Source organism: Paracoccus beibuensis, from assembly GCF_026162625.1.
GTDB lineage: Bacteria > Pseudomonadota > Alphaproteobacteria > Rhodobacterales > Rhodobacteraceae > Paracoccus > Paracoccus beibuensis.
The window spans coordinates 40,131-65,536 of sequence record NZ_JAOTBD010000010.1; the positions used below are offsets into that span (position 1 = coordinate 40,131).

Sequence of the window (25,406 nt, forward strand, 5' to 3'; positions counted from 1 at the left end):
GAGCCAGGACATCCCCACGATCACCCGCACCGAAGAGCTTGCGCACTTCTGCGAGGCTGCGAAATCCGCCCCCTATGTCACCGTCGACACCGAGTTCCTGCGCGAGCGGACCTATTGGTCGAAGCTGTGCCTGATCCAGCTTGCGCTGCCCCCGGCCTCGACCGGCGGCAACCCCGGCGGAGAGGCCGTGCTGGTCGATCCGCTGGCCGAAGGCCTGTCGCTGGAGCCGCTCTATGACCTTTTCCGTCACAAGGACACGGTCAAGGTCTTTCACGCAGCGCGCCAGGATCTGGAGATCTTCTTCCACGACGCGCAGCTGTTCCCCGAGCCCCTGTTCGACACGCAGGTCGCTGCGATGGTCTGCGGCTTCGGCGAGCAGGTCGGCTATGAGACTCTGGTGCGCAAGATCGCCAAGGCGAACCTCGACAAGTCGTCGCGCTTCACCGACTGGTCGAGGCGCCCGCTGACCGACGCGCAAAAGGCTTATGCGCTGGCCGACGTGACGCATCTGCGGGTGATCTACGAATTCCTGTCCGCCGAGCTGAAGAAGACCGGGCGGGAGGCCTGGCTGGGCGAAGAGATCGCCGTCCTGGAGGACCCCGAGACCTACATCACCCGCCCCGAAGAGGCGTGGATGAAGGTCCGCACGCGCACGAATTCCCCTCGCTTCCTGGCGATCCTGCGCGAACTGGCGCAGTTCCGCGAGGCCTATGCGCAGGAACGCGACATTCCGCGCAGCCGCGTCTTCAAGGATGACGCGATGATCGAGGTTGCCTCGACCAAGCCCGGGACCGAGGCCGACCTGGCGCGTTCCCGGCTGCTGCTGCGCGAAGCCCGGAAGGGAGAGATCGCCAACGGCATCCTGGCCGCCGTCAAGGCGGGGCAAGAGGCCAAGGACCTGCCGCAACCCCGTGCCGAGGAGCCCGGCAAGCCCGGCAACGCCGCGCTGTCGGACCTGCTGCGGGTCCTGCTGAAGGCCAAGGCCGATGCCGCCGGCGTCGCGCCCAAGCTGATCGCGTCCTCGTCCGACCTCGACGCCATCGCCACGGGCGATCGCAACCTGCCGGCGCTTCACGGCTGGCGCCACGAGGTATTCGGTCAGGACGCCCTGCGTCTGGCCGCCGGAGAGATTGCGCTGTCGGCACAAGGCGGCGCGGTGAAGGTCGTGCCCGCCCGCTGATCGGGTTGGCGCCACGTTGTTCAACGCGCCCAAAGCCAGGCCTCCGAAAGCTCGTGCTGTTTCGGCAGACTGGGTCACGGGAAGCCTGCCCGCGCCGCTGATCGGGCAGCCTCGACCTGTCGCTGCGCGATCAGTCGTCGTCGTTTTCCAGCGGCTTGGGCTGGACCACGCGGAACAGTGACCGGCGTTCCTCGGGCGTCTCGGGGCGGGGGACGCCGCGGGCAAGGTCGCGTGGCGGTTCGGCTGGACGGCGCGGGGAGAAATCCTGCGCTTCCTCTGCAAAGCCGATGGCCGAGGGCGAGGGAGACACCGTTCTGCCGCCTTCGATGATCGGCAACACCTCGTCCTGGACCAGGTCGAACCGGCGGGGCGCGACCCCGGTGTCGCCCTCGGCGACAAGGCAGCCAAGCGCGCGGGTCACGTCGCCCAGGTCCGACTTCAGCGGCAGCAGCAGCATCTGCGCCTTCAGCTCCGGCCGGGCATAGTCGGCGCGCCCGTGCAGGGACATCCGCGCGATCTGCGGACCCTTGAAGACGCTTTCCAGGACGTCCGAGAAGCGCCCCCGAGAACTGGTGTTCAGGAAGGCGCAGAGCGGCATGCCGCGAACCTCCATTCCCATCAGGTCGATCAGGTGCCGCCCCGCCAGTCGCAGGCGCCCCGCACCCGGCGCGATCCGCTCGATGATGAAGGCATAATCCAGCGCCCGAGAGATCCCGCGCGGGTCGACGTCGCTGCGCATCGGGACCGCGCGGCCCTTGCGGATCGACGTCCAATAGTCGCGCAATTCCCGCAGCACCTTGTCGGGGCGGCACGCTTCGTAATCCTGAAAGCGCACGACGCGTGCCGGCCCGTCCGGGGGCTGCACGCTCTTGCACATGTCGTCGTCGCGTTCCGACACGTCTTACCCCTAAACCATGACAGCGCGGACCCCGCAGGTCCGCCATATTGTTCGCCCCTCATGATAGCGCCATGGCCGGGGCAGAGCCGAGTCAATTTCTGAACGAATGGTTAAGATGTGACCGCCCGTGTTCTCGGCCGCCGGGGACTTGACCCACGCCGCCTGCCGGGGCATCCCACGGGCACGTCTGGGGCAAGGCAAGGATCGACCGGAATGATGAACCGCACCGGCCTGATGGTCATCTTGTCATCGCCTTCGGGGGCAGGAAAGTCGACGCTGGCGCGTCGGCTGATGGACTGGGACCCGTCGCTGCGGTTTTCCGTCTCGGCCACGACGCGCGCGCCTCGGGCAGGGGAAACCGACGGCGTTCATTACTATTTCACCTCGGCCGACGATTTTCGCCGCATGGTCCAGCAGGACCAGATGCTGGAACATGCCGAAGTCTTCGGAAACCTCTACGGCAGTCCCCGCGCGCCGGTCGAGGCCGCCATGCGCGACGGGCGCGACACGCTGTTCGACGTCGACTGGCAGGGCGGCCAGCAGATCCGGGCCTCGGCCCTTGGCGGGCATGTCGTGTCGATCTTCGTGCTGCCCCCGTCGCTGCCCGAGCTGGAGCGTCGACTGCGCGCCCGCGGCCAGGACAGCGAGGCGGTGATCGCCGGGCGGATGCTGAAAAGCCGGTCCGAGATCAGCCACTGGGCCGAATACGACTATGTGCTGGTGAACGACGACCTGGACGAGACCGAGGCACGCCTGCGCGCCATCCTGACGGCCGAGCGGCTGCGCCGCGAACGGCAGGGGGGGCTGGGCGCCTTCGTGAAGCAACTGATGACCGAGGACGCATGATGATCTGGTCGCTGGACGATGTCACCCCGCAGCTGGCCGACGACGCCTGGGTGGCGCCCGACGCGCAGCTGATGGGGCGCGTGGTGATCGAGGCAGAGGCCTCGGTCTGGTTCGGCGCCGTGCTGCGCGGCGACAACGAGGAGATCAGGGTCGGCGCCGGCAGCAACGTTCAGGACCTCTGCTGCCTGCACACCGATCCAGGCCACCCGCTGATGATCGGCGCCGACTGCACCATCGGCCACCGGGCGATCCTGCACGGCTGCCGGATCGGTGACGGGGCGCTGATCGGCATGGGTGCGACGATCCTGAACGGCGCTGTCATCGGCGCGGGGGCCTTGATCGGTGCCGGGGCGCTCATCGCCGAAGGAAAAGAGATCCCGCCCGGCGCGCTGGTCATGGGCGCCCCCGGCAAGGTCGTGCGGATGCTGGACGACGATGCCGTCGCCGGGTTGCGGGCGTCGGCCGCGCGCTATCGCGCCAATGCCGCGCGCTATCGCGCCGGCCTGACCGCGGCGGGCTGATCCGATGCGCGACGCCAGCCGCCGCGTGGACGGCTTTCTGGACGGCGTGCCGCTGCCGATGCTGGCCGTCGACCGCCACGCGCGCGTCATTGCCGCGAACCCGCCGGCGATGACGATGCTTGGCGCGGACATCCTGAACCGGCCCTTCGTGACCGTCCTGCGCCATCCCTCGATCGTGCAGGCGGTGGACTGGGTGCTGGACCCGACCGGCACGCCCGCCCCCGCGACCGATCCTGCATTGCGCCCCCCGACCGAGCATGCCGTCACGCTTCGTGCGCAGTTCGCGGTCGAAGGCCGGGACATCCTGGCCGAGGTGACCGTGGCGCCACTGCCGATCGGGCTTGGCCGCGGCGCCTCGATCGCCCTTGTCGACCGTTCGGTGGCCGAGGAGGGTGAGCTGATGCGGCGCGATTTCGTCGCAAATGTCAGCCACGAGCTGAAGACGCCGCTGACCGCGATGATCGGCTTCATCGAGACGCTGCGCGGTCCCGCCCGCGACGATGAGCGCGCACGCGACCGCTTCCTGGACATCATGGAGCGCGAGGCCAGTCGCATGAACCGGCTGATCAGCGAACTCCTGTCGCTGAGCCGGGTCCAGGCCGAGGAACGCCGCCGTCCGTCGGGCCAGATCGACCTGCCGGGGCTCTTGAACTCTGTGCTGGCAACGCTGTCGCCGCGTGCCGAGGCCGCCGGCGTGGTCGTGTGGACCGAGGGGCTGGACCAGGCGGTGCGCCTGCCGGGCGACGCCGACCAGTTGACGCAGGTGTTCCAGAACCTGATCGAGAACGCGCTGAAATACGGCGGCTCTGGTGGTTCGCTGCGGGTCGGTCTGGCGCATGTCCCCCACGAGGCGGTGCTGCGCGGACCGGGATGGGCGGTGTCCATCGAGGACAAGGGCGAGGGCATCGAGGAACAGCACCTGCCGCGCCTGACCGAGCGGTTCTATCGCGTCGACCCCCACCGGTCGCGCGAACAGGGCGGGACGGGCCTGGGGCTGGCCATCGTCAAGCATATCGTGAGCCGCCACCGCGGCCGCCTGCGGATCGAGAGCCGGCGCGGCGAGGGCAGCCGCTTCACGGTCATCCTGCCGGAAAAGCTGACGCGGGCCTGATCCGGGGCAGGCGTCCGGAAGATGCGGGCGCGGCCCTCTCGCCCTTGGCGCGCGGTTGGCCTATAAGCGCGCCAGGTCTTGAGGAAGGAATACCGTCATGTCGCAATCGTCCGGGGTCGATCCGGCCAAGCTGGCTGCCGCAAGGGCGGCCGTCGCGCTGGTCGAGGACGGGATGAAGCTGGGGCTGGGCACAGGCTCGACCGCGGCGATCATGGTGCGCGAGCTTGCCGCGCGCGTCACGGCCGAGGGGTTGACGCTGCGCTGTGCCGCCACGTCCCAGGCAACCGCCGACCTGGCCCAAAGCCTCGGTCTGAAGGTCGAGAGCCTGGACGAGATCGGCTGGCTGGACATGACCATCGACGGCGCCGACGAGGTCGATCCCGACCTGCACCTGATCAAGGGCGGCGGGGCCGCGCATCTGCGCGAGAAGATCGTCGCCGCCGCCAGCGACCGCATGGTGGTCGTCGCCGATCCCGGCAAGGTCGTGGAAACGCTGGGGGCCTTCCCGCTGCCGGTCGAGGTCCTGGGCTTCGGGTTCGAAACCACGCGCAAACTGATCCGCCGTGCCCTGGGCGAGCTGGAGCTGGGCGGCCACGACGTGATGCAGCGCCTGAAGGGCAGCGACCCGGTCATCACCGACGAAGGCAACCTGATCCTGGACCTGCACCTGGGCTGCATCCCCGACGCGCCCGCCCTGGCGCGCGCGCTGGCGGCGATTCCCGGCGTGGTCGAACATGGCCTGTTCCTGGGCATGTGCGACCTGGCAATCATCGGGCGCAAGGACGGCACCGTTGTTGAACTGGCACGCGATGCCGACATCGACGCCGACCTGCTGGCCAACGAAGGAGAGTGAAGCTGTGACTTTCGACTATGACCTGTTCGTGATCGGCGGCGGCTCGGGCGGTGTGCGCGCGGCGCGGATCGCGGCGGGCGAACATGGCGCCAAGGTGGGCCTGGCCGAAGAAAGCCGCATGGGCGGCACCTGCGTGATCCGCGGCTGTGTGCCGAAGAAGCTGATGATCTTCGCGTCCCAGGCGGGGCTGATGGCCGAGGAGATGCGCGGCTATGGCTGGGCCGACGCGCAGACCGGCCCCTTCAGCTGGGAGATCTTCCGCGAAAAGCTGGACGCCGAGCTGTCCCGGCTGGAGCTGATCTATCGCGCCGGGCTCGAGCGGGCAGGGGTGGAGGTCCACGACCAGCGCGCGACCCTTGTAGGCCACCACGAGGTGGAACTGGCCGACGGCACCAGAAAGACCGCGCGTCATATCCTGATCGCCGCCGGCGGCCGTCCGGCCAAGATCGGCATCCCGGGCGAGGAACTGGGGATGGTGTCCGACGACCTGTTCCTGATGGACAAGCTGCCGGGGCGTGTGCTGCTGATCGGCGGCGGCTTCATCGCCTGCGAATTCTCGACCATCCTGGCGGGGCTGGGGGTCGACGCTGTGCAGGTCTATCGCGGCGACGCGGTGCTGCGCGGCTTCGACCGCGAAGCGCGCGACCTGGCGACCCTGCAGCTGAGCGCGGTGGGCGTCGACCTGCGCCTAGGCTTGACGCCCACGCGGCTGGACAAGGTGGGTGACGGCATCGAGGTCGCCTTCGACGACGGCAGCAGCGACCGCTTCGACGCGGTGCTGTTCGCGACCGGGCGCACGCCCTATACCGGCGGCCTGGGGCTCGAGAATACCGAAGTCCGCCTGAAGCCGAACGGCGCCATCGAGGTGGATGAGTGGTCGCAGACCTGCGTGCCCTCGATCTTCGCGGTGGGCGACGTGACCGACCGGGTGAACCTGACGCCCGTCGCGATCCGCGAGGGTCACAGCTTTGCCGACACGATGTTCGGGTCGAAGCCGCGCAAGGTCGATCATTCGGTCGTGGCCAGCGCCGTCTATCTGCGCCCGCACGAACTGGGCACCGTCGGCCTGACCGAGGAAGAGGCGAAGGTCCGCGGGCCGGTCGATGTCTATTCCACCGTCTTCCGTCCCATGCGGTCGATGTTCGCGGGCAGCGACGCCCGCGTGATGATGAAGCTGCTGGTCGATCCGGCGACCGACAGGGTGCTGGGCTGTCACATCTTCGGCCCCGAAGCCGGAGAGATGATCCAGCTGGCCGCCATCCCCATCGGCATGGGCGCGACCAAGGCGCAGTTCGACGCGACCATCGCCGTGCATCCTACCGCGGCCGAGGAACTTGTCACGATGCGTGCGCCGTCGCGCCGGCACGGCGACCTGCACGGCTGACAAAACCGTGGGCGCGGCCGCAGGTCGCAGCTGACGGGCCGGGGCAGGGTTGACATTTCAGCCCTGCGCCCCAGTTTTCAACTAACGGAATTTCCAGCGAAAGAAGGACCATCGATGGCAAATCAGGGCCCCTGGGGCGGAGGCGGCGGAGGCAATGGCGGCCGGGATGACGGAGATCGGGACAAGCGCCCGGCAGGCCGTCCCTGGGACGACCAGCAGCCGCCGAACGGATCGCGGCGTCCGGGGCCCGGCGACTCTCAGCGTCCCGAGATCGAGGACCTGATGAAGAAGGGCCAGGAACGACTGCGCGTCCTGATGGGGGGCCGCGGATCGGGCGGCACCGGCGGCGGCGGTGGCCGCGGGCCGGGCGGTCCGAACTTTGGGCTGAACCGCTCCACCGTGGCCATTGCGGGCCTGGCTGCGGTGGCGCTCTGGGCGTTTTCCAGCTTTTACCGCGTGCAGACGAACGAACAGTCGGTCGAGTTCCTGTTCGGCCGCGCCGTCGCCGTCGGAACCGAGGGCCTCAACTTTGCCCCCTGGCCATTCGTCACCGCCGAGGTCGTGCCGGTCACCAACGAACGCGTGACCGAGATCGGCACCGGGCGCGGCGGAGAGATGGACAGCGGCCTGATGCTGACCCGTGATCAGAACATCGTGGACATGGAATACCAGGTCGTCTGGAACATCTCGGATCCCGAGAAGTACCTGTTCAACCTGGCCGATCCCGCCGACACCATGCGCGCCGTGGCCGAATCCGCCATGCGCGACATCATCGCGCGGTCGGAACTTGCTCCGATCCTGAACCGCGACCGGGGCGCCATCGCGTCCGACCTGCAGGAATCGGTGCAGTCGACGCTGGACGCCTATCAGTCCGGGATCAACGTGATCCGGGTCAACCTGGACCGCGCCGACCCGCCAGAGGAGGTGATCGACAGCTTCCGTGCCGTCCAGGCCGCCCAGCAGGAACGCGACCGGCTTGAGAAGGAGGCCGATGCCTATGCCAACCGCGTCCTGGCCCAGGCCCGCGGCGACGCGGCGCAGGCGCTGGAGCAGGCCGAGGGCTATCGCGCCGAGGCGGTGAACACCGCCGCCGGTGAAGCCGCGCGCTTCAACTCGATCTACGAGGAATACGTGAACGCCCCCGAAGTGACCCGCCGCCGGATGTATCTGGAAACGATGGAGCAGGTGCTGGGCGACGTGAACAAGATCATCATCGGCGAAGGCGTCAGCCAGGGCTCGGGCATCGTGCCATACCTGCCGCTCGACCAGCTGCGCGGAGGTGCATCCGCACCCGCCGCAATCAACACGACCAGCGGAGGGACGAACTGATGGCCCGCAACAGGATAGCAGGCGCCTTGGCGATCCCGCTGCTGATCGTCGTCGCGGTCGTGGCCGCGACCGCGATGTTCATCGTCGACGAACGTGAAAAGGCACTCGTGCTGCGCCTTGGCCGCGTGGTCGATGTGCAGGAAGCGCCGGGACTGAACTTCAAGATCCCGCTGATCGACAACGTGGTGAAATATGATGGGCGCATCCTGGGACTGCCGACCAGCCCGCTGGAAGTGACGCCGCTGGATGACCGCCGCCTGGTGGTCGACGCCTTCGCCCGCTGGCGGATCACCGATCCGGTCCGCTTCCGCCAGGCTGTCGGCACCGCTGGCGTGCAGGGCGCCCAGATGCGGCTGGAGCCGATCGTCAGGAACGCCATCCGCGAGGTGTTGGGCACCGTGCCGTCGACTCAGGTCCTGTCGGACGACCGCACGACGCTGATGAACCAGATCCGCGACGAGGCGCGCAGCAACTCGGGCGGTCTCGGAGTCGAGATCATCGACGTGCGCCTGACGCGCACCGACCTGCCCGAGCAGAACCTGACCGCGACCTATGCCCGGATGCGTGCCGAACGTGAACGCGAGGCCGCCGACGAGATCGCCCGCGGTGGCGAGGCCGCGCAGCGGGTCCGCGCGGCGGCAGACCGGACCGTGGTCGAGCTGACATCCGAGGCGCAGCGCCGCGCCGAGATCGTCCGTGGCGAGGCCGATGCGCAGCGCAACGCGATCTATGCCGACGCCTATGGCCGCGACCCCGAGTTCTTCGCCTTCACCCGGTCGCTGACCTCATACCAGCGGGCCTTGCGCGGCGAGAACAGCTCGATCGTCCTGCAGCCGGACAGCGAGTTCTTCACCTACCTGTCCAACGACGGGTCGGCGAATGCCAACCCGGCACCGACGCCCGTGCCGCCGGGCGATTCCTCGGCGGCAGTGACCGCACCGGCGACCACCGAAGACGACGAGGAACTGGTCACGCCAGAGGTGACAGACCGCGAAGGCAACCGGTTGGGTGAATCCGCAGGCGTCCGCCTGACTCCGGTCCCGGAAAGCCTGGTCACCCCGCCGCAGCAGGACGGCGAGATCCTGATGCCCGACGCCACCATCGGCGAGAACGGGGCCCCTCAGCCCGATCCCGCCGCCGAGGCCCCGGAAGCGGCGCCCGAAGCGGCCCCGGAAGAGGCTCCGGAAGCCGCGCCGGAAGAGGTTCCGGCGAACTGAAACGGAAGAACGGGCAGAGGGCGACCTCTGCCCGTTCTTCATTCACGACTTGCAACAAAAGTCACAATGAGTTCACGTTCCGCGAGCGTGGTTTATTTGCAACTCTGACCTACATTGCGTTCATAGGCACCGCAGCGCAGGCCGTGCAACGACGACCGGGCTGCCCAGAAAGATGAGGACACCCAGCATGAAATCGCTTCTTCCTCGCCATCTCGTGACCGCTTCGGCGCTGGCCCTCGTGGTCGGCCTTGGCCATGCGGGCGCCCAGCAGGTGGTCGAGCCCGCCAACGACGACGTTTCTCCCGAGGTCAGCCAGAAGGCGCAAGAGGCCGCCGACGCCAACCAGCCGCTTGGTGCCGCAGCCGAGCCGACCGAATCTGCTCAGGTCATGCCGGGCAGCTTTGCCGACCTTGCCGAGCAGGTGTCGCCGGCGGTCGTGAACATCACGACGACCTCGGTCGTGTCGCAGCCGACCGGCGGACCCGGCGGCCCGGTCCTTCCCGAAGGCAGCCCGTTTTCCGACCTGTTCCGGGACTTCGGCTTTCCCGGCGTACCTGGCGGCCCCGAAGGGATGCCACAGCAGCGCCAGATGCCGCAGCGGTCGAACGCGCTGGGGTCGGGCTTCGTGATCTCGGCCGACGGCTATGTCGTCACGAACAACCACGTGATCGAGGGCGCCGACCAGATCGAGGTCGAGTTCTATTCCGGCGAAACGCTGCCGGCCGAGGTCGTCGGCACTGACCCGAACACGGACGTGGCGCTTCTGAAGGTCGAGAGCGAGGAGGCCATCCCGTTCGTCCGCTTCGGCAACAGCGACGACGCGCGCGTTGGCGACTGGGTGCTGGCGCTGGGGAACCCGCTGGGGCAGGGCTTTTCGGCCAGCTCGGGCATTGTGTCGGCCCGCAACCGCGAACTGTCCGGCACCTATGACGACTATCTGCAGACCGACGCGGCGATCAACCGCGGCAACTCTGGCGGGCCGCTGTTCAACCTGGACGGCGAAGTTGTCGGTGTGAACACGGCAATCCTGTCGCCCAACGGCGGCTCGATCGGCATCGGCTTCTCGATGGCGTCGAACGTCGTCTCGCAGGTCGTCGACCAGCTTCGCGAATTCGGTGAGACCCGTCGCGGCTGGTTGGGCGTGATGATCCAGGACGTCACCCCGGAAATGGCCGAGGCGCTTGGTCTCGAACAGGCGGGCGGCGCGATGATCACGGACGTTCCCGAAGGCCCGGCGCGCGATGCCGGCCTGCAGATGGGCGATGTGATCACCAGCTTCGACGGTGCCGAGGTCGAGGATACGCGTGGCCTTGTCCGCCGGGTTGCCGAAGCGCCCGCGGGCGAGACGGTGCAGGTCCTTGTCCAGCGCGACGGCGAAAGCGAGACGCTGGACGTGACCTTGGGCCGCCGAGAGACCGCGCAGGGTGTCGCCGAGGCAGAGACGCCGGACGAGCCGACTGAATCGGATGTGCTGGGCATGACCGTGATCCCGCTGACGCCCGAAATGGCGGCAGAGTTGGGTGCGTCGGGCGACAGCCAGGGGCTGGTCATCACCGGCGTCGACGCCGAAAGCGCGGCGGCCGAAAAGGGCCTGGCCGCAGGCGACGTCATCACCGAGGTGAACCAGCAGCCCGTCGCGTCGGTCGCCGACCTCGAGGCGCAGATCCAGGAAGCCCGCGACGCCGGCCGCCGATCCGTGCTGATGTTGATCCGCCGCGGCGGTGAGCCGCTGTTTTTGGCGCTGCCGCTGGCCGAAGAAGAGGCCACGGCCGAGTGAACGACCAGAGGGGCGGCCTGATCGGCTGCCCCTTTTCAAATGGGGGGTGATCGCCTAACTCGGTCTGGACAGAAGGGAACGAGCATGGCGAAGATTACCTATATCGAACACAACGGCACCCGTCACGACGTCGAGGTCCGCCCCGGCATGACCGTGATGGAGGGTGCGCGCGACAACGGCATTCCCGGCATCGACGCCGATTGCGGCGGCGCCTGCGCCTGTTCGACCTGCCATGTCTATGTCGACCCCGCATGGCTGGACAAGCTGCCTCCGCGCGACCCGATGGAGGAGGACATGCTGGACTTCGCCTATCAGCCCGACGCCGAGCGGTCCCGCCTGACCTGCCAGATCAAGGTGACCGAGGACCTGGACGGGCTTGTGGTCACCATGCCCGAACGGCAGATCTGACGGTATCCGGCGGCCGTTGGATCCCGGCCGCCCCGGCCTGCGTTGGACCTTGCGATTGCGGCGGCTGCCATGACGACATGGCCCGCCTGACAAGGTCCAAATACGCAGGAGGATGACCATGACCACGGCCAAGCTGACCTTCGAGGGCGTACCGCCGATGGAAGGCACTGTCGAGGCGGGCGGCGATTACGTCCGCTTCCACACCACGTCCGTACCCGACGCGGACGCGCTTGCTGAACCCCGGGACGGCATGATCGACTTCGACGGCCATTGCGAGAAGGTGCTGCTGGAAAGCGCGCAGCCCAGCAAGGACGATAGCAACAGCGGCGGGTACGAGCTTGTGCTGCGCCGCTACCAGCCCTCGGCCTGACGGTGGCGCCGGCACGGGGTCGCCCATGACGGGCCTGGTCCTGTGGCATGTTCCGTTTTCCCGGTCGGTCCGCATCCTGTGGCTGCTGGACGAAGTCGGCTGCCCCTATCGGCTGGAGATCCTGCCAGCGCCCGCCGATCTGGACGCGGCGCTGCATCCCGAACGGTCCCCCGCGCTGCGCGACGGCGACGTCAAGATGCACGAGACCGGCGCCATGACCGAGTGGCTCTGCGAGACGCGCGCGCCGCAGTTCTGGCGCGCGCCCGGTGCTTCGGGGCGGATCGGCTGGCTGGACTGGCTGCACTTCGCCGAGACCCTGCTGCACCTTGTCGCCGCCCGCAACACCCCCGGCGGTGCCGGGCGGCTGGCCTCGTCACTTGATCTTCTTGCGGATCGGCTGGACGGGTCGGAGTGGCTGCTCAGCCATTTCAGCGGCGCGGATTGCCAGATGGGCTATGCCGTCTGGATTGCCGCGCAGCTCGGGCCGCTGGAAGACAGACCTGCGCTAAGGGCCTACCTCGACCGCTGCCTGACGCGCCCGGCCTTCCGTGCCGCGACGACGGGAGCTCCGTGGCTCTAGCGGGCGGGGTGGCCGCGTAAGCCCGGTCGCTGAATGACGATCCTGCGCCTGCTTTCGATTTGGCCGCTGTCTGGCGCGCCCTATCTTCCTCCCGCGACGAGAGGGGGACCCGGCTTTTCTTCACATGTGCAAAAACCGGCGGTCCTGGCAGCCAACGGCATCCAGCGTGCACACGTCGCCGCCACAGCCACTTGCTGCGTGCGGGCATCACGTCAGCCGCTCCAGCAGGTCGATCGCCGTCAACAGCCGTTCGTCATCGTCATCAAACTCTCGGCGCAGCAGCAGCCGGTGCCTGGAGGGACTCTCCAGGTCCAGCTTTCCTGCTGCCGCTTCGAACTCGGCCAGGTCCGCCCCCTTATGAAAGTCTAGTGCGATGCCATCTGGTCCCATGGTCACCTTCTCGACCCCCAGCGTCCCTGCAAGGCTGCGCAGCACGGCGGCCTTCAACAGCATGGTCAGCGGCGGGGGCGGCGGGCCGAAGCGGTCGGCGATCTCGGCGTCCAGCGCCTCGACCTCTTCCGGCAGGGTGGCGCGCGCGAGGCGGTGATAGAGGTCGATCCGCGTCTCGGGTTCCGCAACGTGATCCTGCGGGATCAGGCCGGGCGCGCCGACGATCTGCGGCGCGGGGGGCGGGGTATCCTCGCCCCGCGCATGGCGGAGCGCTGCGGCAAGCATCTCCTGATAGAGACCCAGCCCCACACGCTCGACGTGGCCCGCCTGCCGGTCGCCCAGCAGGTCGCCGGCCCCGCGCCGGTCCAGGTCGGCCGCGCTGATCGCCATGCCCGCGCCCAGCCTGTCCAGGGCCTGCAGCGTACCAAGCCGCTTCAACGCGTCTTCCGACAGTTCCTCATCCTCGCGATTCAGCAGATAGCAATACGCCTGCACCGCGCCGCGTCCGACCCGCCCGCGCAACTGGTGCAGCTGCGCCAGCCCAAACAGCGCCGGGCGGATCACCAGCATCGTGTTCGCGCGCGACACGTCCAGCCCGCTTTCGATGATGGCGGTGGCCAGCAGGATGTCACCGTCGCCTTGCGCGAAGGCGACCATGGTCGCGTCGATCTGCTTCGCCGGCAGCTCGCCATGGGCGATTCGCAGCGCGAAGTCCGGCAGCAGCTGGCGCAGGCGGTCCGCGACCGGCTCTATATCCTCGATCCGGGGAACGACGACGAAGCTCTGCCCGCCGCGGCGGCGCTCTCGTCGCAGGGCCTGGCGGAGGGTCGCGTCATCATCGCCGCCGATGAGCGTGCGGATCGGGCGGCGCCGTGCCGGCGGCGTCCGGATCACGCTGAGGTCCTGCAGACCGACCAGCGCCCCCTGAAGCGTTCGCGGGATGGGCGTCGCGGTCATCGACAGCACATGGCAGCCGGAGCCGAGGGCGCGCAGCTTCTGCTTCTGCGCCGTGCCGAACCGCTGCTCTTCGTCGATGACCAGCAGGCCCAGGTCCGCGAAGGCGACGCCCTTGCCGACGAGGGCATGGGTGCCGACCACGATGCGGATCGAGCCGTCGGCAAGGCCTGCCTTCACCTCGGCCGCCGCTTTTCCGGTGACCAGCCGCGACAGGTGACCGACCTGGATGCCGAAGGGGGCGAAACGCTTGCGGAATGTCTCGACATGCTGCCGCGCCAGAACCGTGGTGGGCGCGGCGATCGCGACCTGCCGGCCTGCCAAGGCAGCGGCCGCAGCTGCGCGGAGCGCAATTTCGGTCTTGCCGAAGCCGACGTCGCCCACGACCAGCCGGTCCATCGGATGGCCCGACGCCATGTCCCCAAGCGCCTCTCGCGTGGCCGCAAGTTGGTCAGGTGTGGCGGGGAAGGGAAAGCGGGCGACGAATCGTTCGAAGTCGCGCCCCGGCGGAACCAGCTTCGGCGCGCTGGCCTGCGATCGTTCACGCGCCAGCGCAACAAGCTGTTCCGCGAGCTGGTCCAGAGCCTTGCGGGTCGCGTCGCGCCGCTTGCGCCAGGCCGTGCCCCGGAGCCGGTCCAGCGTGACGCCCGCATCGGCCGAGCCATAGCGCCAGATCCCGCCCGCCTCGTGCGCGGGGACCAGCAGGCGTTCGTCATTGGCAAAGACCAGCCGGATCGCCTCGTCGCCGTCCAGCGACTCGATCCCGTCCAGCCGCGCAAGCCCGTGATCCTCGTGCACAACGACATCGCCGATCTGTATCCCGGTGGCCTGGACCTGCCAGGGGGACTGGAACACCGACAGGTCGTCGGGCTGCTGGGCGCGGCTGCCCAGAAGATCGGCGGCGGTGACGACCGCAAGATCGCCGGTGACGAAGCCGCGTCCCAGGTCGGCGACCAGGAGGGCGCTGCCGCTTTCCCTCGCCTCCGACCAACTGGCGAGGGGCGCCGGCTCTGCCCCGCCGGCCTGGCGCAGCATCCGCTGCAGCCGCTTTCCTTCGGCAGGTGAATGCGCCGTGAAGAGCAGGCGCCGTTTGGCCCCGGCCTGATCGTCCAGAAAGCGCGAAAGGCGGTTTCGGGGCCGGCGTTCCGCGGCAAAGGCGGGCACGGGCTGCCCCTCCGGTTCGGGCAGCAGCGTTGCGCCATCCACCAGCGCCGCCCACGCGTCGCGGTCCAGATAAAGCGCGTCGGCCGCCAGTGGTTCGGCGCCCCCTTCGGCGGCGTCGGCCTGCGCCTCGGCGATGCGGTCCAGCAGGACGCGACCCGCAGCGGGGACCGAGGGCGCCATGGACAGATGCGCGCCGGGCAGGTGGTCCGCGACCGTCGTCAGGCGGGGGTAGTGGCGGGGCAGGCGATGTTCGGCCCCTCGGTCGCGGGTCTCGACATCGGGGGGAAGTTCGGTCACCGGGAACAGGTCAAGGACCTCGACCTCGCTCAACGAGCGTTGCGTGACGGGATCGAAGCGGCGGATCGCCGTGACGCCCTGGTCCGACAGCTCGATCCGGCAGGGCAGCCTGTCGCCGCCGGGAAAGATCTCGACGGTGGTGCCGTGGAAGGCGACCTCTCCGGGTTCGTCGATGCGCTCGTCCTCCTCGTATCCCGCGCCACTGCAGAAGTCCCGAAGCGCGGGCAGGTCGAGGGGCTGCCCGGCGCGGATGGGGAAGCTGCGGATGGCGGATTCGGGGGGCAGGCGTTGCAGCAGGCTCTGCACCGTCATGACGGCGACGGTGCCCGGTGCGGCATCCTTCATGCGGTGCAGGACGGCCATGCGCCGCCCCATCGCGGCCGGCGTGGGCGAGGCGCTGTCGAAGGGCAGGCAGTCCCAGGGCGGCAGGCACAGCACCTGCCGGTCGGGCAGAACGGCGGCCAGAAAACGCGCAAGCTCCTCGGCGCGCCGCTCTCCGTCGGTGACGTGCAGGGTGGGCGTGTCGGGATTAAGCCGGTCAAGCAGGCCAACGGCCTCGGCGGCGATCGGGTCGTGGTCGTCCATGGATACCTCTGGTCCGGGGCAGGCCAGGGCATCTGCCGACTGGGGCCTTTCGCCCAAAATTCCCCGGCCGCCGCTTTTGTTCCAGCGGCCCCGCCCGCAGGGGCGTCAGTCCGCAAGGACGCGCGGCGGCACCGTCAGGACGGCATGAACGGGCGTGCCGGGGGCGGGCAGGGGACCCGGCGGCCGTCGCGCCAGCAGCAGGGCGTGCCCTGCCCGCAGGTGCAGCAGGTCGCCCCGCACGTCCTCCAGCATGGCGGGCAGGACCGTGGCCCCCAGCAGCCCTTGCGGCGATGTCGTAGCGATCAGCACCGTGTCCGCGCCGATCCGCAGGCGCATTGTCCGCGGCAGTGACGCGGCCGGCAGCGACAGCGGCCCCGCAGGCGTGTCCAGCAGCGCAACGCCGCCGCAACAGTCGCGGAGCGTCGCGGCAAGGGTGACGCCCGGCGCGGCGTGGTCCAGAACCTCGGACGGGGTGCCCTGCGCGGTAACGCGGCCCCGGTCCAGCCGCACGACCGTGGTGGCCAGCCGCGCGATCTCCTCGGCCGAGTGGCTGACATAGAGGATGGGGATGCGCGTCTGGTCGCGCAGCCGCTCGAACCAGGGTAGGATCTCGGACTTGCGGGCCTGGTCCAGCGCGGCCAGAGGCTCGTCCAACAGCAGCAGGCGCGGGCGGGCCAGCAGCGCCCTGCCAAGCGCCACGCGCTGCGCCTCGCCCCCCGACAGAGCGGCCGGTCGACGGTTCAGCAGGGCGCCGAGGCCCAGAAGGTCAGCGACCTCGGCCAGCTCAGGTCCGCCGCCCCTCGCGAACCACCGGCCATAGAGCAGGTTCTGCCGCACGTTCAGATGCGGGAACAGCCGCGCGTCCTGAAAGACATAGCCCGCCCGCCGGCGGTGGGGCGGCAGGTCGATGCCCGCCCGGCGGTCCAGAAGCACGGTGCTCCCGACCTCGATCCGCCCGGCATCCGGGGTCAGCAGCCCCGCCACGGCGTTCACCACCGTGGTCTTGCCCGCCCCCGACGGGCCAAAGAGCGCCGTCACCCCCGGCGGCGCCTGGAACGCGGCATTCAGGCGGAACACGCCCAAGCTGTGGGCAAGACTGACCGACAGGCTCATGCGCCGACCCGGCGGGCGGCGGCGCGGGCCAGCCATTCCGACAGCAGCAGCGCCGCAATCGACACGCCGATGGCGACCAGTACCAGCCGCCCGGCCTGCGCCTCGGCCCCCGGGATCTGCAACTGGGTGTAGATGGCCGAGGGCAGGGTCTGGGTCTGGCCGGGGATGTTCGACACGAAGGTGATCGTGGCCCCGAATTCGCCCATCGCCTTGGCAAAGGCCAGGACCGACCCGGCCAGCACGCCCGGCAGGATCAGCGGCAGCGTCACCGTCGCGAAGACCCAGGGACGGGACGCGCCAAGCGTTGCCGCCGCCTGTTCAAGACGCGGGTCCACGGCCTCGATCGACAGGCGGATGGCGCGGACCATCAGCGGAAAGGCCATGACGGCGGCGGCCAGCGCCGCGCCGGTCCAGCGAAAGGCGAAGACGATCCCCAGCGGCTCCAGCCATTGCCCGATCAGCCCGCGCCGCCCGAAGGCCAAAAGCAGCAGGTATCCGGTCACGACCGGCGGCAGGATCAGCGGCAGGTGGACCACCACGTTCAGCGCCTGCCGCCCCGGAAAGCGCCAGCGCGCCAGCGCATGCGCGGTCAGGATGCCAAGCGGCAGGCTGCAGAGGACCGCCCAGAACGACACCCGAAGGCTGAGCGCCACGGCCTGCCATTCGTCGGCGGACAGCCAGTCAGCGGGCAAGGGCGAAGCCCTGGTCGCGGAAGACCTGCTGCGCGGCAGGGTCCGACAGCGCATCGAGGAAGGCGCGGTCGGCGGGATCGGCCGCGCCGGTCAGCAGCGCCACGGGGTAGGTGATCGGCGGGTGGCTGGCCGACGGGAAGCGGCCAACGACCGTCACCCCGGGATCAGCCGCCGCGTCGGTCGCATAGACTATGCCAAGCGGCGCCTCATCCGTCGCCACCAGCGCCAGCGCCGCGCGCACGTTGTCGGCCTGCGCCACGCGGTCGGCGACGCTGTCCCATAGCCCCAGGCTGGTCAGCGCCGCCTTGCCATATTGCCCCGCCGGCACTGAATCGACCAGCGCCATCGCCAGGCGCCCGTCGCCCAGCAGCTGCCGCAGGTCCAGCCCCGGGCCCACCTCGACCGTCTGGCGGTCGGGGTTGCCCGAGACCAGCACCAGGTCGTTGCCCAAAAGGTCGGCGCGGGTGCCCGGCACGACCAGCCCCTCGGCCTCGACCACGTCCATCCACTGGGGCGAGGCCGACAGGAACACGTCGGCCGGCGCCCCTTCGGAAATCTGCCGCGCCAAGAGGTTCGACCCCGCAAAGACCAGCGTCACGTCGTGCCCCGTCCGGCTCTCGAAGTCTGCGGCGATCCGGTCCAGCGCCGTCTTCATCGAGGCGGCCGCGAAGACCGTGACCTCTTCGGCCAGCACCGGGCCGGCCAAGGTCAGCGTCGCGGCGGTGCAAAGGGCGGCAAGCTTCATCGGCGCGGCTCCGTTTCGTTATGTCCGGGCGGAAACATCGTCTCGAAAGACGCCGCGGGCAAGTCCTTTCTGGCGCCCATGTTGACGAATTGGCCGCTTTGGAGGTTGACTCTGGTGTGGGTGCGTATAGAAGGCGGCACTCATACGAATTCCACGGGGTTTGCGGCGCGCGATTGCCCCGAAGCAGGAGCGATTACCATGGCGAAGCCGACCACCATCAAGATCCGGCTGAACTCGACCGCCGGCACCGGCCACTTCTACGTGACCAAGAAGAACGCCCGCACGATGACGGAAAAGATGACCGTGAAGAAATACGACCCTGTCGTCCGTCAGCATGTCGACTACAAGGAAGGCAAGATCAAGTAAGGTCTGCCCCAGCTTGTGCCTGCGAGGCCGCGTCCCGCCGAGGACGCGGCCTTTCGGTTTTTCGGGGAACGAATCCGGCCCGAACGCGTTGCCAAGGCTGCGCCTTGACCACGGACAGTTCCCATGACGATTTCCTCCCCTGTTGCCGCCTTGCCCCTGTGCCCGGTCAAGGCACTTCTGGCGCGCCCCGGCGGCGCTCTGGCCCTGCTGACGGGGTCCAGCGGCGGCTTTCCCCGGCGTCCCGGGGCGATGATGGCGCTCTGGCCTGATGGCGGGCGCGTCGGGCGGCTTGGTGCCGGCTGCATCGACGCCGACATCGCAACGCATCTGGATCGTCCCGGTCCGGTGACCCGGCTGGTTTATGGCCAGGGTGGGCCGGTGGACCTGCCGCTGCCCTGCGGCGGGCAGGTGCAGATCGCGCTGATCCACAGGCCGGACCCCGATTGGCTGGGCGCGATCTGGGACGACCGCATCCGTCGCCGCACGGGGGAATGGTGCCTCGATTTGCAGACGGGGACACTCTGCCGCGACAGTGCGGGGGGGCCGGGCAACTTCCACCTGCGCCTTCCGCCTCCGCCCGCGTTCCAGATCCATGGCGAGGGCGACGAGGCGCAGGCGCTGACCGCGCTGGTGGCGGCGCTGGACCTGCCCTCCATCGGGGCCGAGGCGCAACCGGATGCCTTCAGCGCAGTGGTGACGCTGTTCCACGACCACGACCGGGAACTGCCCGCCTTGAAGCGCGCGCTGTCGTCCGAAGCCTTCTATATCGGAGCGCTGGGGTCCACACGGGCGCAGGCGGCGCGGCTGGCTTCTCTGACGGATGCCGGCATCCCACCCGAGGCGCTGTCGCGGCTTCGCGGTCCGATCGGCGTCACCGCACCCGCCCGCGACCCGCGCCTGATCGCGGCCTCGGCCCTGACCGAGATCCTGGCCGCCTACGAGGCCGTCACCGGATGATCCGCACCGGCCTGCTGCTGGCGGCGGGCGCATCGCGGCGTTTCGGGCCTGCCGACAAGCTGCTGGCCCTGGTGTACGGGCGGCCGCTGGTGCAGCATGCCGCCGATGCCATGCGCCGCGCACCGCTTGATCACCGCATCGCCGTCATCGCCAACCCGGCGCTGCGGCCGCTGCTGACCGGGTTCCGGATCGTCGAGATCATCAGCAAGGAGCAGTCCGACAGCCTGCGCGCGGGCCTGGCCGAGGCAGGCCAGCCCGACCGGCTAGTTATCGCGCTTGGCGACATGCCTGATGTCACGCCGGATCTGCTGGCGCAGGTTCTGGATCGTACGACCCACGAGAGCCCCGCCGCCAGCCACGACGGGCAGCGGCCGATGCCGCCGGCCTGTTTTCCCCGCGCCTGGTTGCCCCGGTTGGCGACCTCATGTGGTGACCGGGGTGCCGCAGGGCTGCTGCGCGACCTGCCGGAACGTCGGCTCGTTCATGCCCCGGCGCTGCTTCGGGACGTCGATCTGCCGAACCAGATCGTCTGACGTCGTCGGAGCGATCACCAGAAGCCGGGCGACGGCGGGGGGTGCGGGGGGACGCCCAGTCCCCCCGCCGTCGCGGGACGCAAATCAGCCCAGCACCTCGGCAATCGACTCGGCCGTGACCTCGACGATACGGTCGGCTTCGTCGCGCGTCAGGCACAGCGGCGGGGCGAAGCCCAGGATATCGCCCTGCGGCATGGCCCGGGCGATGACGCCGCGCTTCAGCATTGCCGCCACGACCTTTGCGCCCTTGCCCTCGGACGCGGCAAAGAAGCGCCGTGCATCGCGATCCGCGACCAGTTCCACCGCACAGAGCATTCCTTCTCCGCGCACTTCGCCCACATGGGCGTGGTCGCCCACCGCCGCCTGCATCCGGTCATTCAGATAGGCGCCGACGGTGCCCGCGTTCTCGACCAGGCCCATGCTGTCGATCAGCTTGAGGTTGGCGATCCCCGCCGCCGCGCCGATCGGATGGGCCGAATAGGTCCAGCCGTGGCCCAGGACGCCGTTCTCGTCCGTGCCACGCTCCAGCACGTCCCACATCTTCTGACCGACGATCGACGCCGACAGCGGCGCATAGGCGCTGGTCAGGCCCTTCGCGCTGGTGATCAGGTCCGGCTTCATGCCGTAATGGTCAGAGCCGAACATCGTTCCAAGCCGCCCAAAGCCGGTCACGACCTCGTCGGCGATCAGCAGGATGTCATGCGCCTCCAGCACCGCCTGGATGGCCTTCCAGTAACCGGCCGGGGGCGGGACGATGCCGCCCGTGCCCAGCACCGGCTCTCCGATGAAGGCGGCGATGGTGTCGGCGCCCTCGGCCTCGATCAGCGCCTCCAGCTTCTCGACGCAATAGCCGACGAAATCGCCCTCGGACATCGAGGCGTCGGGACGGCGGAAGTAATAGGGCGCCTCGGTGTGGATCACCTGGTCCAGCGGCAGGTCGAACTTCTTGTGGAACAGCTCTAGCCCGGTCAGCGACCCGGTCATCAAGCCAGATCCGTGATATCCCCGCCAGCGGCTGATGATCTTCTTCTTCTTCGGACGGCCCAGGATGTTGTTGTAATACCAGACCAGCTTGATGTTCGTCTCGTTCGCGTCCGAGCCGCCGAGGCCGAAATAGACCCGCGCCATGCCCTCGGGCGCGCGGTCCATGACCATTTTGGCCAAGGTGATCGACGCCTCGGACCCGTGGCCCGCATAGGCGTGGTAATAGGACAGTTCGCGCGCCTGCGTGGCGATGGCTTCCGCGATCTCCTGCCGACCATAGCCGACGTTCACGCAGTAAAGTCCCGCAAAGCCGTCCAGCAGGCGATTGCCGTCGCGGTCCTGAATGTAGACTCCTTCACCCCCGGTGACGATGCGCTGCGGCGCCTCGCCCCGCGCAAATTGCGCCAGATGGGTCGAGGGGTGCATGAAGCTTTCGCGGTCCCATTTCGCCAGTTCGTCATTCGTCAGCATCGCATCTCTCCTCATGCCCAATCGCGGCAAACATACTTGATTTCGGTAAAGGCCTCGAGGCCCTGGCGCGCGCCCTCGCGGCCCAGCCCGGACTGTTTCATCCCCCCGAAGGGGATCGGCGCGCCGGTGACCTTGGTGCGGTTCACGGCGACCATGCCGTATTGCAACGCCCGGCTGACCCGATAGATCCGGCGCGGGTCCTGGCTGTGGACATAGGCGATCAGCCCGTATTCGCTGGCATTCGCGCGGGCGACGACCTCCTCCTCGGTATCGAAGGGCGACAGCGCCGCGACGGGCCCAAAGGTTTCCTCGCGCATGATGGCGGCATCGTCCGTGACATCGGCAAGGACGGTCGGCTTGAAGAACAGCGGGCCCAGATCGGCCGCGACCTCGCCGCCGGTCAGGATGCGCGCGCCATGCGCCACCGCGTCCCGGACATGCGCCAGCTGCTTGGCCACCTGACGCTCATGGATCAGCGGACCCAGGTCCGCGTCCTGCATCCCCGGCGCCAGGGTCAGCCTGTCGACAGCCGCCGTGAACCGTGCGCAGAAGTCGTCATAGACATCGCGGTGGATATAGAAGCGGTTCGCGCCCAGGCAGTCCTGACCCGAGGTCGCGAACTTGGCCTTCACGGCCTCGGTCACGGCGCGGTCCAGATCGGCGCTTGGAAAGACGATGAACGGCGCGTGCCCGCCCAGTTCCATCACCAGCCGCTTCACAGTGTCGGCGGATTGCCGATAGAGGAGCCGTCCAACTTCCGTGGACCCGGTGAAGGACAGCGCCCGCACCCGTGCATCGGCGGTCCATTCGCCCACGATGGTCGCGGCGTCGCCGATGACCGTGTTCACGACGCCCGCCGGAAACCCCGCCCGCTGCGCCAGAACCGCCAGCGCCAGCGCCGACAGCGGCGTCTCGGCCGAGGGATGGATGACGACCGTGCAGCCCGCACCTAGGGCGGCGGCGGCCTTGCGGGTGATCATCGCGCAGGGAAAGTTCCAGGGCGTCACCAGTGCGGCCACGCCCACGGGTTCGCGCCACAACTCCATCTCGGCATCGGGCAGGTGGCTGGTCACGCCTTCGATGTTGGGGCGCAGCGCCTCCTCGGCATAGAACTGCACGAAGCTGGCGGCATAGTCGATCTCTCCGCGCGCTTCGCTGATGGGCTTGCCCTGTTCGGCGACCATGATCCGGGCCAGGTCCTCCTTTGCCTCAAGGATCAGCGCGTGCCAGCGGTGCAGGATGTCGGCGCGGTGCTGCGGCAGCATGGCGGCCCAGGATGGGAACGCCGCCTGCGCCGCATCGACCGCCTTGCGCGCACCGTTGGCGTCGCTGACCGCAACCTGCGCCACAAGGCCGCCGGTGGCCGGGTCGCGCACCGCCAGCCGTCCCTCGGCCGGAAAGTCGCCGCGGCCGGGCAGCAGGCCGTTGTCGCACAGGCGTTCGGGCAGCGGGCTGTGATGGTCGTCGAACATGGTCACCTCCTTGTCGGGGCAAGGATGGTGCGGGCAGGGCAGGGGATTTGCCTGAAGGTGCGGGCCGGGGCAGAGGATTCCTCTGTTCGCCGCGCCAAGGGCCGAGGGTTTCTCCTAGAGAAGCGCGCTGGCCGGGGGTTCGTCCTTAACCGGCTTGGTGACGATATAGCTGAAATACCGCCTGACGCCCGCGCGGCTTTCCAGCAAGCCGTCCATCAGCCCCTGAAAGGCGGCCACGTCGCGCGCCACCACCTGCATCAGGTAGTCGTAGCCCCCGCCGATGGCCCAGCAGCCGGTCACGGCCTCCATCCGCGCGACCGTGCGTTCGAAGACCTGAAAGCTTTCGGCGCGGTGACTGTCCAGTTCGACGGTGACGAAGACCTGCACATGGGGGCCAAGGGCGGCCAAGTCGATCTGCGCGCGGTATCCGCGGATCAGGCCCGCCTGTTCCAGCCGCTTCATGCGGTCCCAGCAGGGCGTCGGCGACAGGTTCACGCGGGCGGCCAGTTCGGTCTTGGCGATGCGGCCTTCGCGCGACAGGGTCGCAAGGATCGCGATGTCGCGGTCGTCGAGGCGGAGGGCGCGCTGTGTCATTCCCCGCTTGTTCCCGCCGCCGCACCCGTTGTCAATCTGGACAACCGGCGCTTGCGCGGTGATCTTGCGGCCATGTCGCACTGGCCCCTCCGACGCGAGGACATCTCTCGCCCCGCCTATCGCAGCCTTGCCCAGGGAATCGCTGCGGCCATCGACGCGGGCAGCCTGCGGCCCGGCCAGCGCCTGCCGCCGCATCGCGACCTGGCCTGGCAGCTGGGCGTCAGCGTGCAGACCGTCAGCCGGGCGTATGAGGAGCTGATCCGCGCCGACCTGATCTCGGGCGAGGTGGGGCGGGGCAGCTTCGTGAAGTCGGGGCCGCGAGAAACGATCGAGGTCCCTTGGTTCCGCGCCCCCACCGACCGCCCGCCGATCGACCTGTCGATGATGACCCCCGTGCGCCTGCCGCAGATCCGCACGGCCTGGTCCGAGACGCTGGTGCGGCTGGCCGACCGGTTGCCCGACCCCGCAATGCTATCCTTTCGGCCGCGCCAGACCATGTCGCTCTATGGCGGGATGGCGGCGGCGTGGCTGGCGCGTTGCGGGCTGGTGGTGCCGGCGCAGCGCATCCTGATTACCAACGGCACCACACCCGGCATGTTCGTCGCGCTGATGACGGTGGCCCAGCCCGGCGACATCATCGCGACCGAATCCGCCACCTGCCACACGCTGCGCCCCGCCGCGCAGGCGCTGCATCTGCGGCTGAAGGGCGTTCCCGGCGACGACCGCGGCATGGACCCCGACGCGCTGATTGCGGCGGCGCGGGCGTCGGGCGGGCGGATGCGGGCGGTCTTCCTGCTGCCGTCGGGCGGGGGGCCGCACGCGCGGATCATCGACCGCGAGCGGCGCGAGGCGCTGGCGCAGGCCGCCGCCGTGGCGGGGCTGATGATCCTGGAGAGCGATCCGACGGGGCCGATGCCGCCCCGTCGCCCGCCGGCATTGTCCAGCTTTGCGCCCGAACGCAGCTTCTATTTCACCGGCCTGTCGAAATGCCTTTCGCCGGGGCTGCGGCTGGGTTTTCTTGCCATGCCCGAAGATTGGGCAGAGGTCGCGCTGAACCGGCACCTGTCGATGGCCTGGATGGCGACGCCCCTGATGGCCGAGATTGCGCAGGACTGGATCTCCGGCGGTACGGCCGACGCGTTGCTGGCGGCGCAGCGGGCGGAGCTTGCCGCCCGCAACCGGCTTGCGACCCGCGTGCTGGGACCGCGTGCGCAAGGGTTCCTGCACGGCCTGCACCGATGGCTGCCGCTGCCGGATGGTTGCGACGAGGCCGTCGTGCTGGCCGAGGCCCTGTCGCACCAGGTGGCGCTGGCCCCCGGCGCGGGCTTTGCCGTGCTGCCGTCGGGACCGGCGCTGAGGATCACTCTGGGTGGTGCGCCCATGCGCGATCTGGAACAGGCGCTGCGCATCGTATCGGCAATCCTGCCGCCCGACAGCCGCATCTGAAACCGCTGTTTCCGGTCACCGGTTTGACACCCCCCGTCAGAATTGTCATGATTTAATCTAGGAATTGACTTGGAATCCGCTTCGCCCGAACTCTCGGGCCAAGCGGGAACGGGCCGGACGGGCCCGAATCCGCAACCCCAGGGGCCGATGGCGCAACCGCCGGAACGGT

At 69.1% G+C, this 25,406-nt stretch carries 24 protein-coding genes; 16 read left to right on the forward strand and 8 right to left on the reverse strand.

Annotated features, from left to right (window positions below):
- Positions 1 to 10: 10 nt before the first annotated feature.
- Positions 11 to 1,180: a ribonuclease D gene (gene rnd / locus OC159_RS08875; protein ID WP_265500854.1), complete on the forward strand. Its 1,170-nt coding sequence runs from the start codon at positions 11 to 13 to the stop codon at positions 1,178 to 1,180.
- Between the two features lie 130 nt (positions 1,181 to 1,310).
- Here rnd and OC159_RS08880 read toward each other — a convergent pair whose 3' ends face one another.
- Complete coding sequence (locus tag OC159_RS08880) at positions 1,311 to 2,078, reverse strand: PAS domain-containing protein (RefSeq protein WP_265500791.1); 768 nt, start codon at positions 2,076 to 2,078, stop codon at positions 1,311 to 1,313.
- Between the two features lie 216 nt (positions 2,079 to 2,294).
- Between OC159_RS08880 and gmk the strand changes: the two genes are divergently transcribed.
- The 11 genes from gmk (at position 2,295) to OC159_RS08935 (ending at position 12,474) form a co-directional block, all read left to right on the forward strand.
- Complete coding sequence (gene gmk, locus OC159_RS08885) at positions 2,295 to 2,924, forward strand: guanylate kinase (protein ID WP_265500855.1); 630 nt, start codon at positions 2,295 to 2,297, stop codon at positions 2,922 to 2,924.
- Positions 2,924 to 3,445: a gamma carbonic anhydrase family protein gene (locus OC159_RS08890; RefSeq protein ID WP_265500856.1), complete on the forward strand. Its 522-nt coding sequence runs from the start codon at positions 2,924 to 2,926 to the stop codon at positions 3,443 to 3,445. The genes gmk and OC159_RS08890 overlap by 1 nt, the downstream gene beginning before the upstream one ends.
- A gap of 4 nt (positions 3,446 to 3,449) precedes the next feature.
- Positions 3,450 to 4,556 (forward strand): sensor histidine kinase, encoded by a 1,107-nt coding sequence (locus OC159_RS08895; protein WP_265500792.1) that lies wholly within the window; start codon positions 3,450 to 3,452, stop codon positions 4,554 to 4,556.
- Positions 4,557 to 4,653: 97 nt separating this feature from the next.
- Positions 4,654 to 5,409: a ribose-5-phosphate isomerase RpiA gene (rpiA, locus tag OC159_RS08900; RefSeq protein WP_265500793.1), complete on the forward strand. Its 756-nt coding sequence runs from the start codon at positions 4,654 to 4,656 to the stop codon at positions 5,407 to 5,409.
- Positions 5,410 to 5,413: 4 nt separating this feature from the next.
- Complete coding sequence (gene gorA / locus OC159_RS08905; RefSeq protein ID WP_265500794.1) at positions 5,414 to 6,793, forward strand: glutathione-disulfide reductase; 1,380 nt, start codon at positions 5,414 to 5,416, stop codon at positions 6,791 to 6,793.
- A 114-nt stretch (positions 6,794 to 6,907) separates the two neighbouring features.
- Positions 6,908 to 8,122: an FtsH protease activity modulator HflK gene (hflK, locus tag OC159_RS08910; RefSeq protein WP_265500795.1), complete on the forward strand. Its 1,215-nt coding sequence runs from the start codon at positions 6,908 to 6,910 to the stop codon at positions 8,120 to 8,122.
- Positions 8,122 to 9,339 carry a protease modulator HflC gene (gene hflC, locus OC159_RS08915; RefSeq protein WP_265500796.1) on the forward strand — a complete coding sequence of 406 codons (1,218 nt, stop codon included), beginning with the start codon at positions 8,122 to 8,124 and terminating at the stop codon, positions 9,337 to 9,339. Before hflK ends, hflC begins: the two co-directional genes overlap by 1 nt.
- A gap of 388 nt (positions 9,340 to 9,727) precedes the next feature.
- Entirely contained in the window at positions 9,728 to 11,116 is a 1,389-nt protein-coding gene (locus OC159_RS08920) for a DegQ family serine endoprotease (RefSeq protein WP_265500857.1), read from the forward strand.
- An 84-nt stretch (positions 11,117 to 11,200) separates the two neighbouring features.
- Complete coding sequence (locus tag OC159_RS08925; RefSeq protein WP_265500797.1) at positions 11,201 to 11,524, forward strand: 2Fe-2S iron-sulfur cluster-binding protein; 324 nt, start codon at positions 11,201 to 11,203, stop codon at positions 11,522 to 11,524.
- A 118-nt stretch (positions 11,525 to 11,642) separates the two neighbouring features.
- Complete coding sequence (locus OC159_RS08930; RefSeq protein ID WP_265500798.1) at positions 11,643 to 11,894, forward strand: hypothetical protein; 252 nt, start codon at positions 11,643 to 11,645, stop codon at positions 11,892 to 11,894.
- A gap of 25 nt (positions 11,895 to 11,919) precedes the next feature.
- Entirely contained in the window at positions 11,920 to 12,474 is a 555-nt protein-coding gene (locus tag OC159_RS08935) for a glutathione S-transferase family protein (protein WP_265500799.1), read from the forward strand.
- Between the two features lie 207 nt (positions 12,475 to 12,681).
- Here OC159_RS08935 and OC159_RS08940 read toward each other — a convergent pair whose 3' ends face one another.
- The 4 genes from OC159_RS08940 to modA all read right to left on the reverse strand — a co-directional run bounded on the left by OC159_RS08940 (position 12,682) and on the right by modA (position 18,414).
- Positions 12,682 to 15,864 (reverse strand): DEAD/DEAH box helicase, encoded by a 3,183-nt coding sequence (locus OC159_RS08940; protein WP_265500800.1) that lies wholly within the window; start codon positions 15,862 to 15,864, stop codon positions 12,682 to 12,684.
- Positions 15,865 to 15,969: 105 nt separating this feature from the next.
- Positions 15,970 to 16,977, reverse strand: a complete 1,008-nt coding sequence (gene modC / locus OC159_RS08945) for a molybdenum ABC transporter ATP-binding protein (RefSeq protein WP_265500801.1) — start codon at positions 16,975 to 16,977, stop codon at positions 15,970 to 15,972.
- A complete protein-coding gene (gene modB / locus OC159_RS08950; RefSeq protein WP_265500802.1) occupies positions 16,974 to 17,669 on the reverse strand; it encodes a molybdate ABC transporter permease subunit in 696 nt (231 codons plus the stop codon). Before modB ends, modC begins: the two co-directional genes overlap by 4 nt.
- Positions 17,659 to 18,414, reverse strand: a complete 756-nt coding sequence (modA, locus tag OC159_RS08955) for a molybdate ABC transporter substrate-binding protein (RefSeq protein ID WP_265500803.1) — start codon at positions 18,412 to 18,414, stop codon at positions 17,659 to 17,661. Before modA ends, modB begins: the two co-directional genes overlap by 11 nt.
- A 198-nt stretch (positions 18,415 to 18,612) precedes the next feature.
- On the opposite strand from modA, the gene rpmG reads away from it, so the two are divergent.
- The 3 genes from rpmG (at position 18,613) to OC159_RS08970 (ending at position 20,270) form a co-directional block, all read left to right on the forward strand.
- Entirely contained in the window at positions 18,613 to 18,780 is a 168-nt protein-coding gene (rpmG, locus tag OC159_RS08960) for a 50S ribosomal protein L33 (RefSeq protein ID WP_265500804.1), read from the forward strand.
- Between the two features lie 123 nt (positions 18,781 to 18,903).
- Positions 18,904 to 19,737: an XdhC family protein gene (locus OC159_RS08965; RefSeq protein ID WP_265500805.1), complete on the forward strand. Its 834-nt coding sequence runs from the start codon at positions 18,904 to 18,906 to the stop codon at positions 19,735 to 19,737.
- Positions 19,734 to 20,270: a nucleotidyltransferase family protein gene (locus tag OC159_RS08970; RefSeq protein WP_265500806.1), complete on the forward strand. Its 537-nt coding sequence runs from the start codon at positions 19,734 to 19,736 to the stop codon at positions 20,268 to 20,270. The genes OC159_RS08965 and OC159_RS08970 overlap by 4 nt, the downstream gene beginning before the upstream one ends.
- A gap of 84 nt (positions 20,271 to 20,354) precedes the next feature.
- Here OC159_RS08970 and OC159_RS08975 read toward each other — a convergent pair whose 3' ends face one another.
- The 3 genes from OC159_RS08975 to OC159_RS08985 all read right to left on the reverse strand — a co-directional run bounded on the left by OC159_RS08975 (position 20,355) and on the right by OC159_RS08985 (position 23,791).
- Positions 20,355 to 21,725, reverse strand: a complete 1,371-nt coding sequence (locus OC159_RS08975) for an aspartate aminotransferase family protein (RefSeq protein ID WP_265500807.1) — start codon at positions 21,723 to 21,725, stop codon at positions 20,355 to 20,357.
- A gap of 11 nt (positions 21,726 to 21,736) precedes the next feature.
- Positions 21,737 to 23,197: an NAD-dependent succinate-semialdehyde dehydrogenase gene (locus OC159_RS08980; RefSeq protein ID WP_265500808.1), complete on the reverse strand. Its 1,461-nt coding sequence runs from the start codon at positions 23,195 to 23,197 to the stop codon at positions 21,737 to 21,739.
- A 114-nt stretch (positions 23,198 to 23,311) separates the two neighbouring features.
- Complete coding sequence (locus OC159_RS08985; protein WP_265500809.1) at positions 23,312 to 23,791, reverse strand: Lrp/AsnC family transcriptional regulator; 480 nt, start codon at positions 23,789 to 23,791, stop codon at positions 23,312 to 23,314.
- A gap of 72 nt (positions 23,792 to 23,863) precedes the next feature.
- Between OC159_RS08985 and ehuR the strand changes: the two genes are divergently transcribed.
- Complete coding sequence (ehuR, locus tag OC159_RS08990; RefSeq protein WP_265500810.1) at positions 23,864 to 25,237, forward strand: MocR-like ectoine utilization transcription factor EhuR; 1,374 nt, start codon at positions 23,864 to 23,866, stop codon at positions 25,235 to 25,237.
- The last annotated feature ends 169 nt before the right edge of the window (positions 25,238 to 25,406 follow it).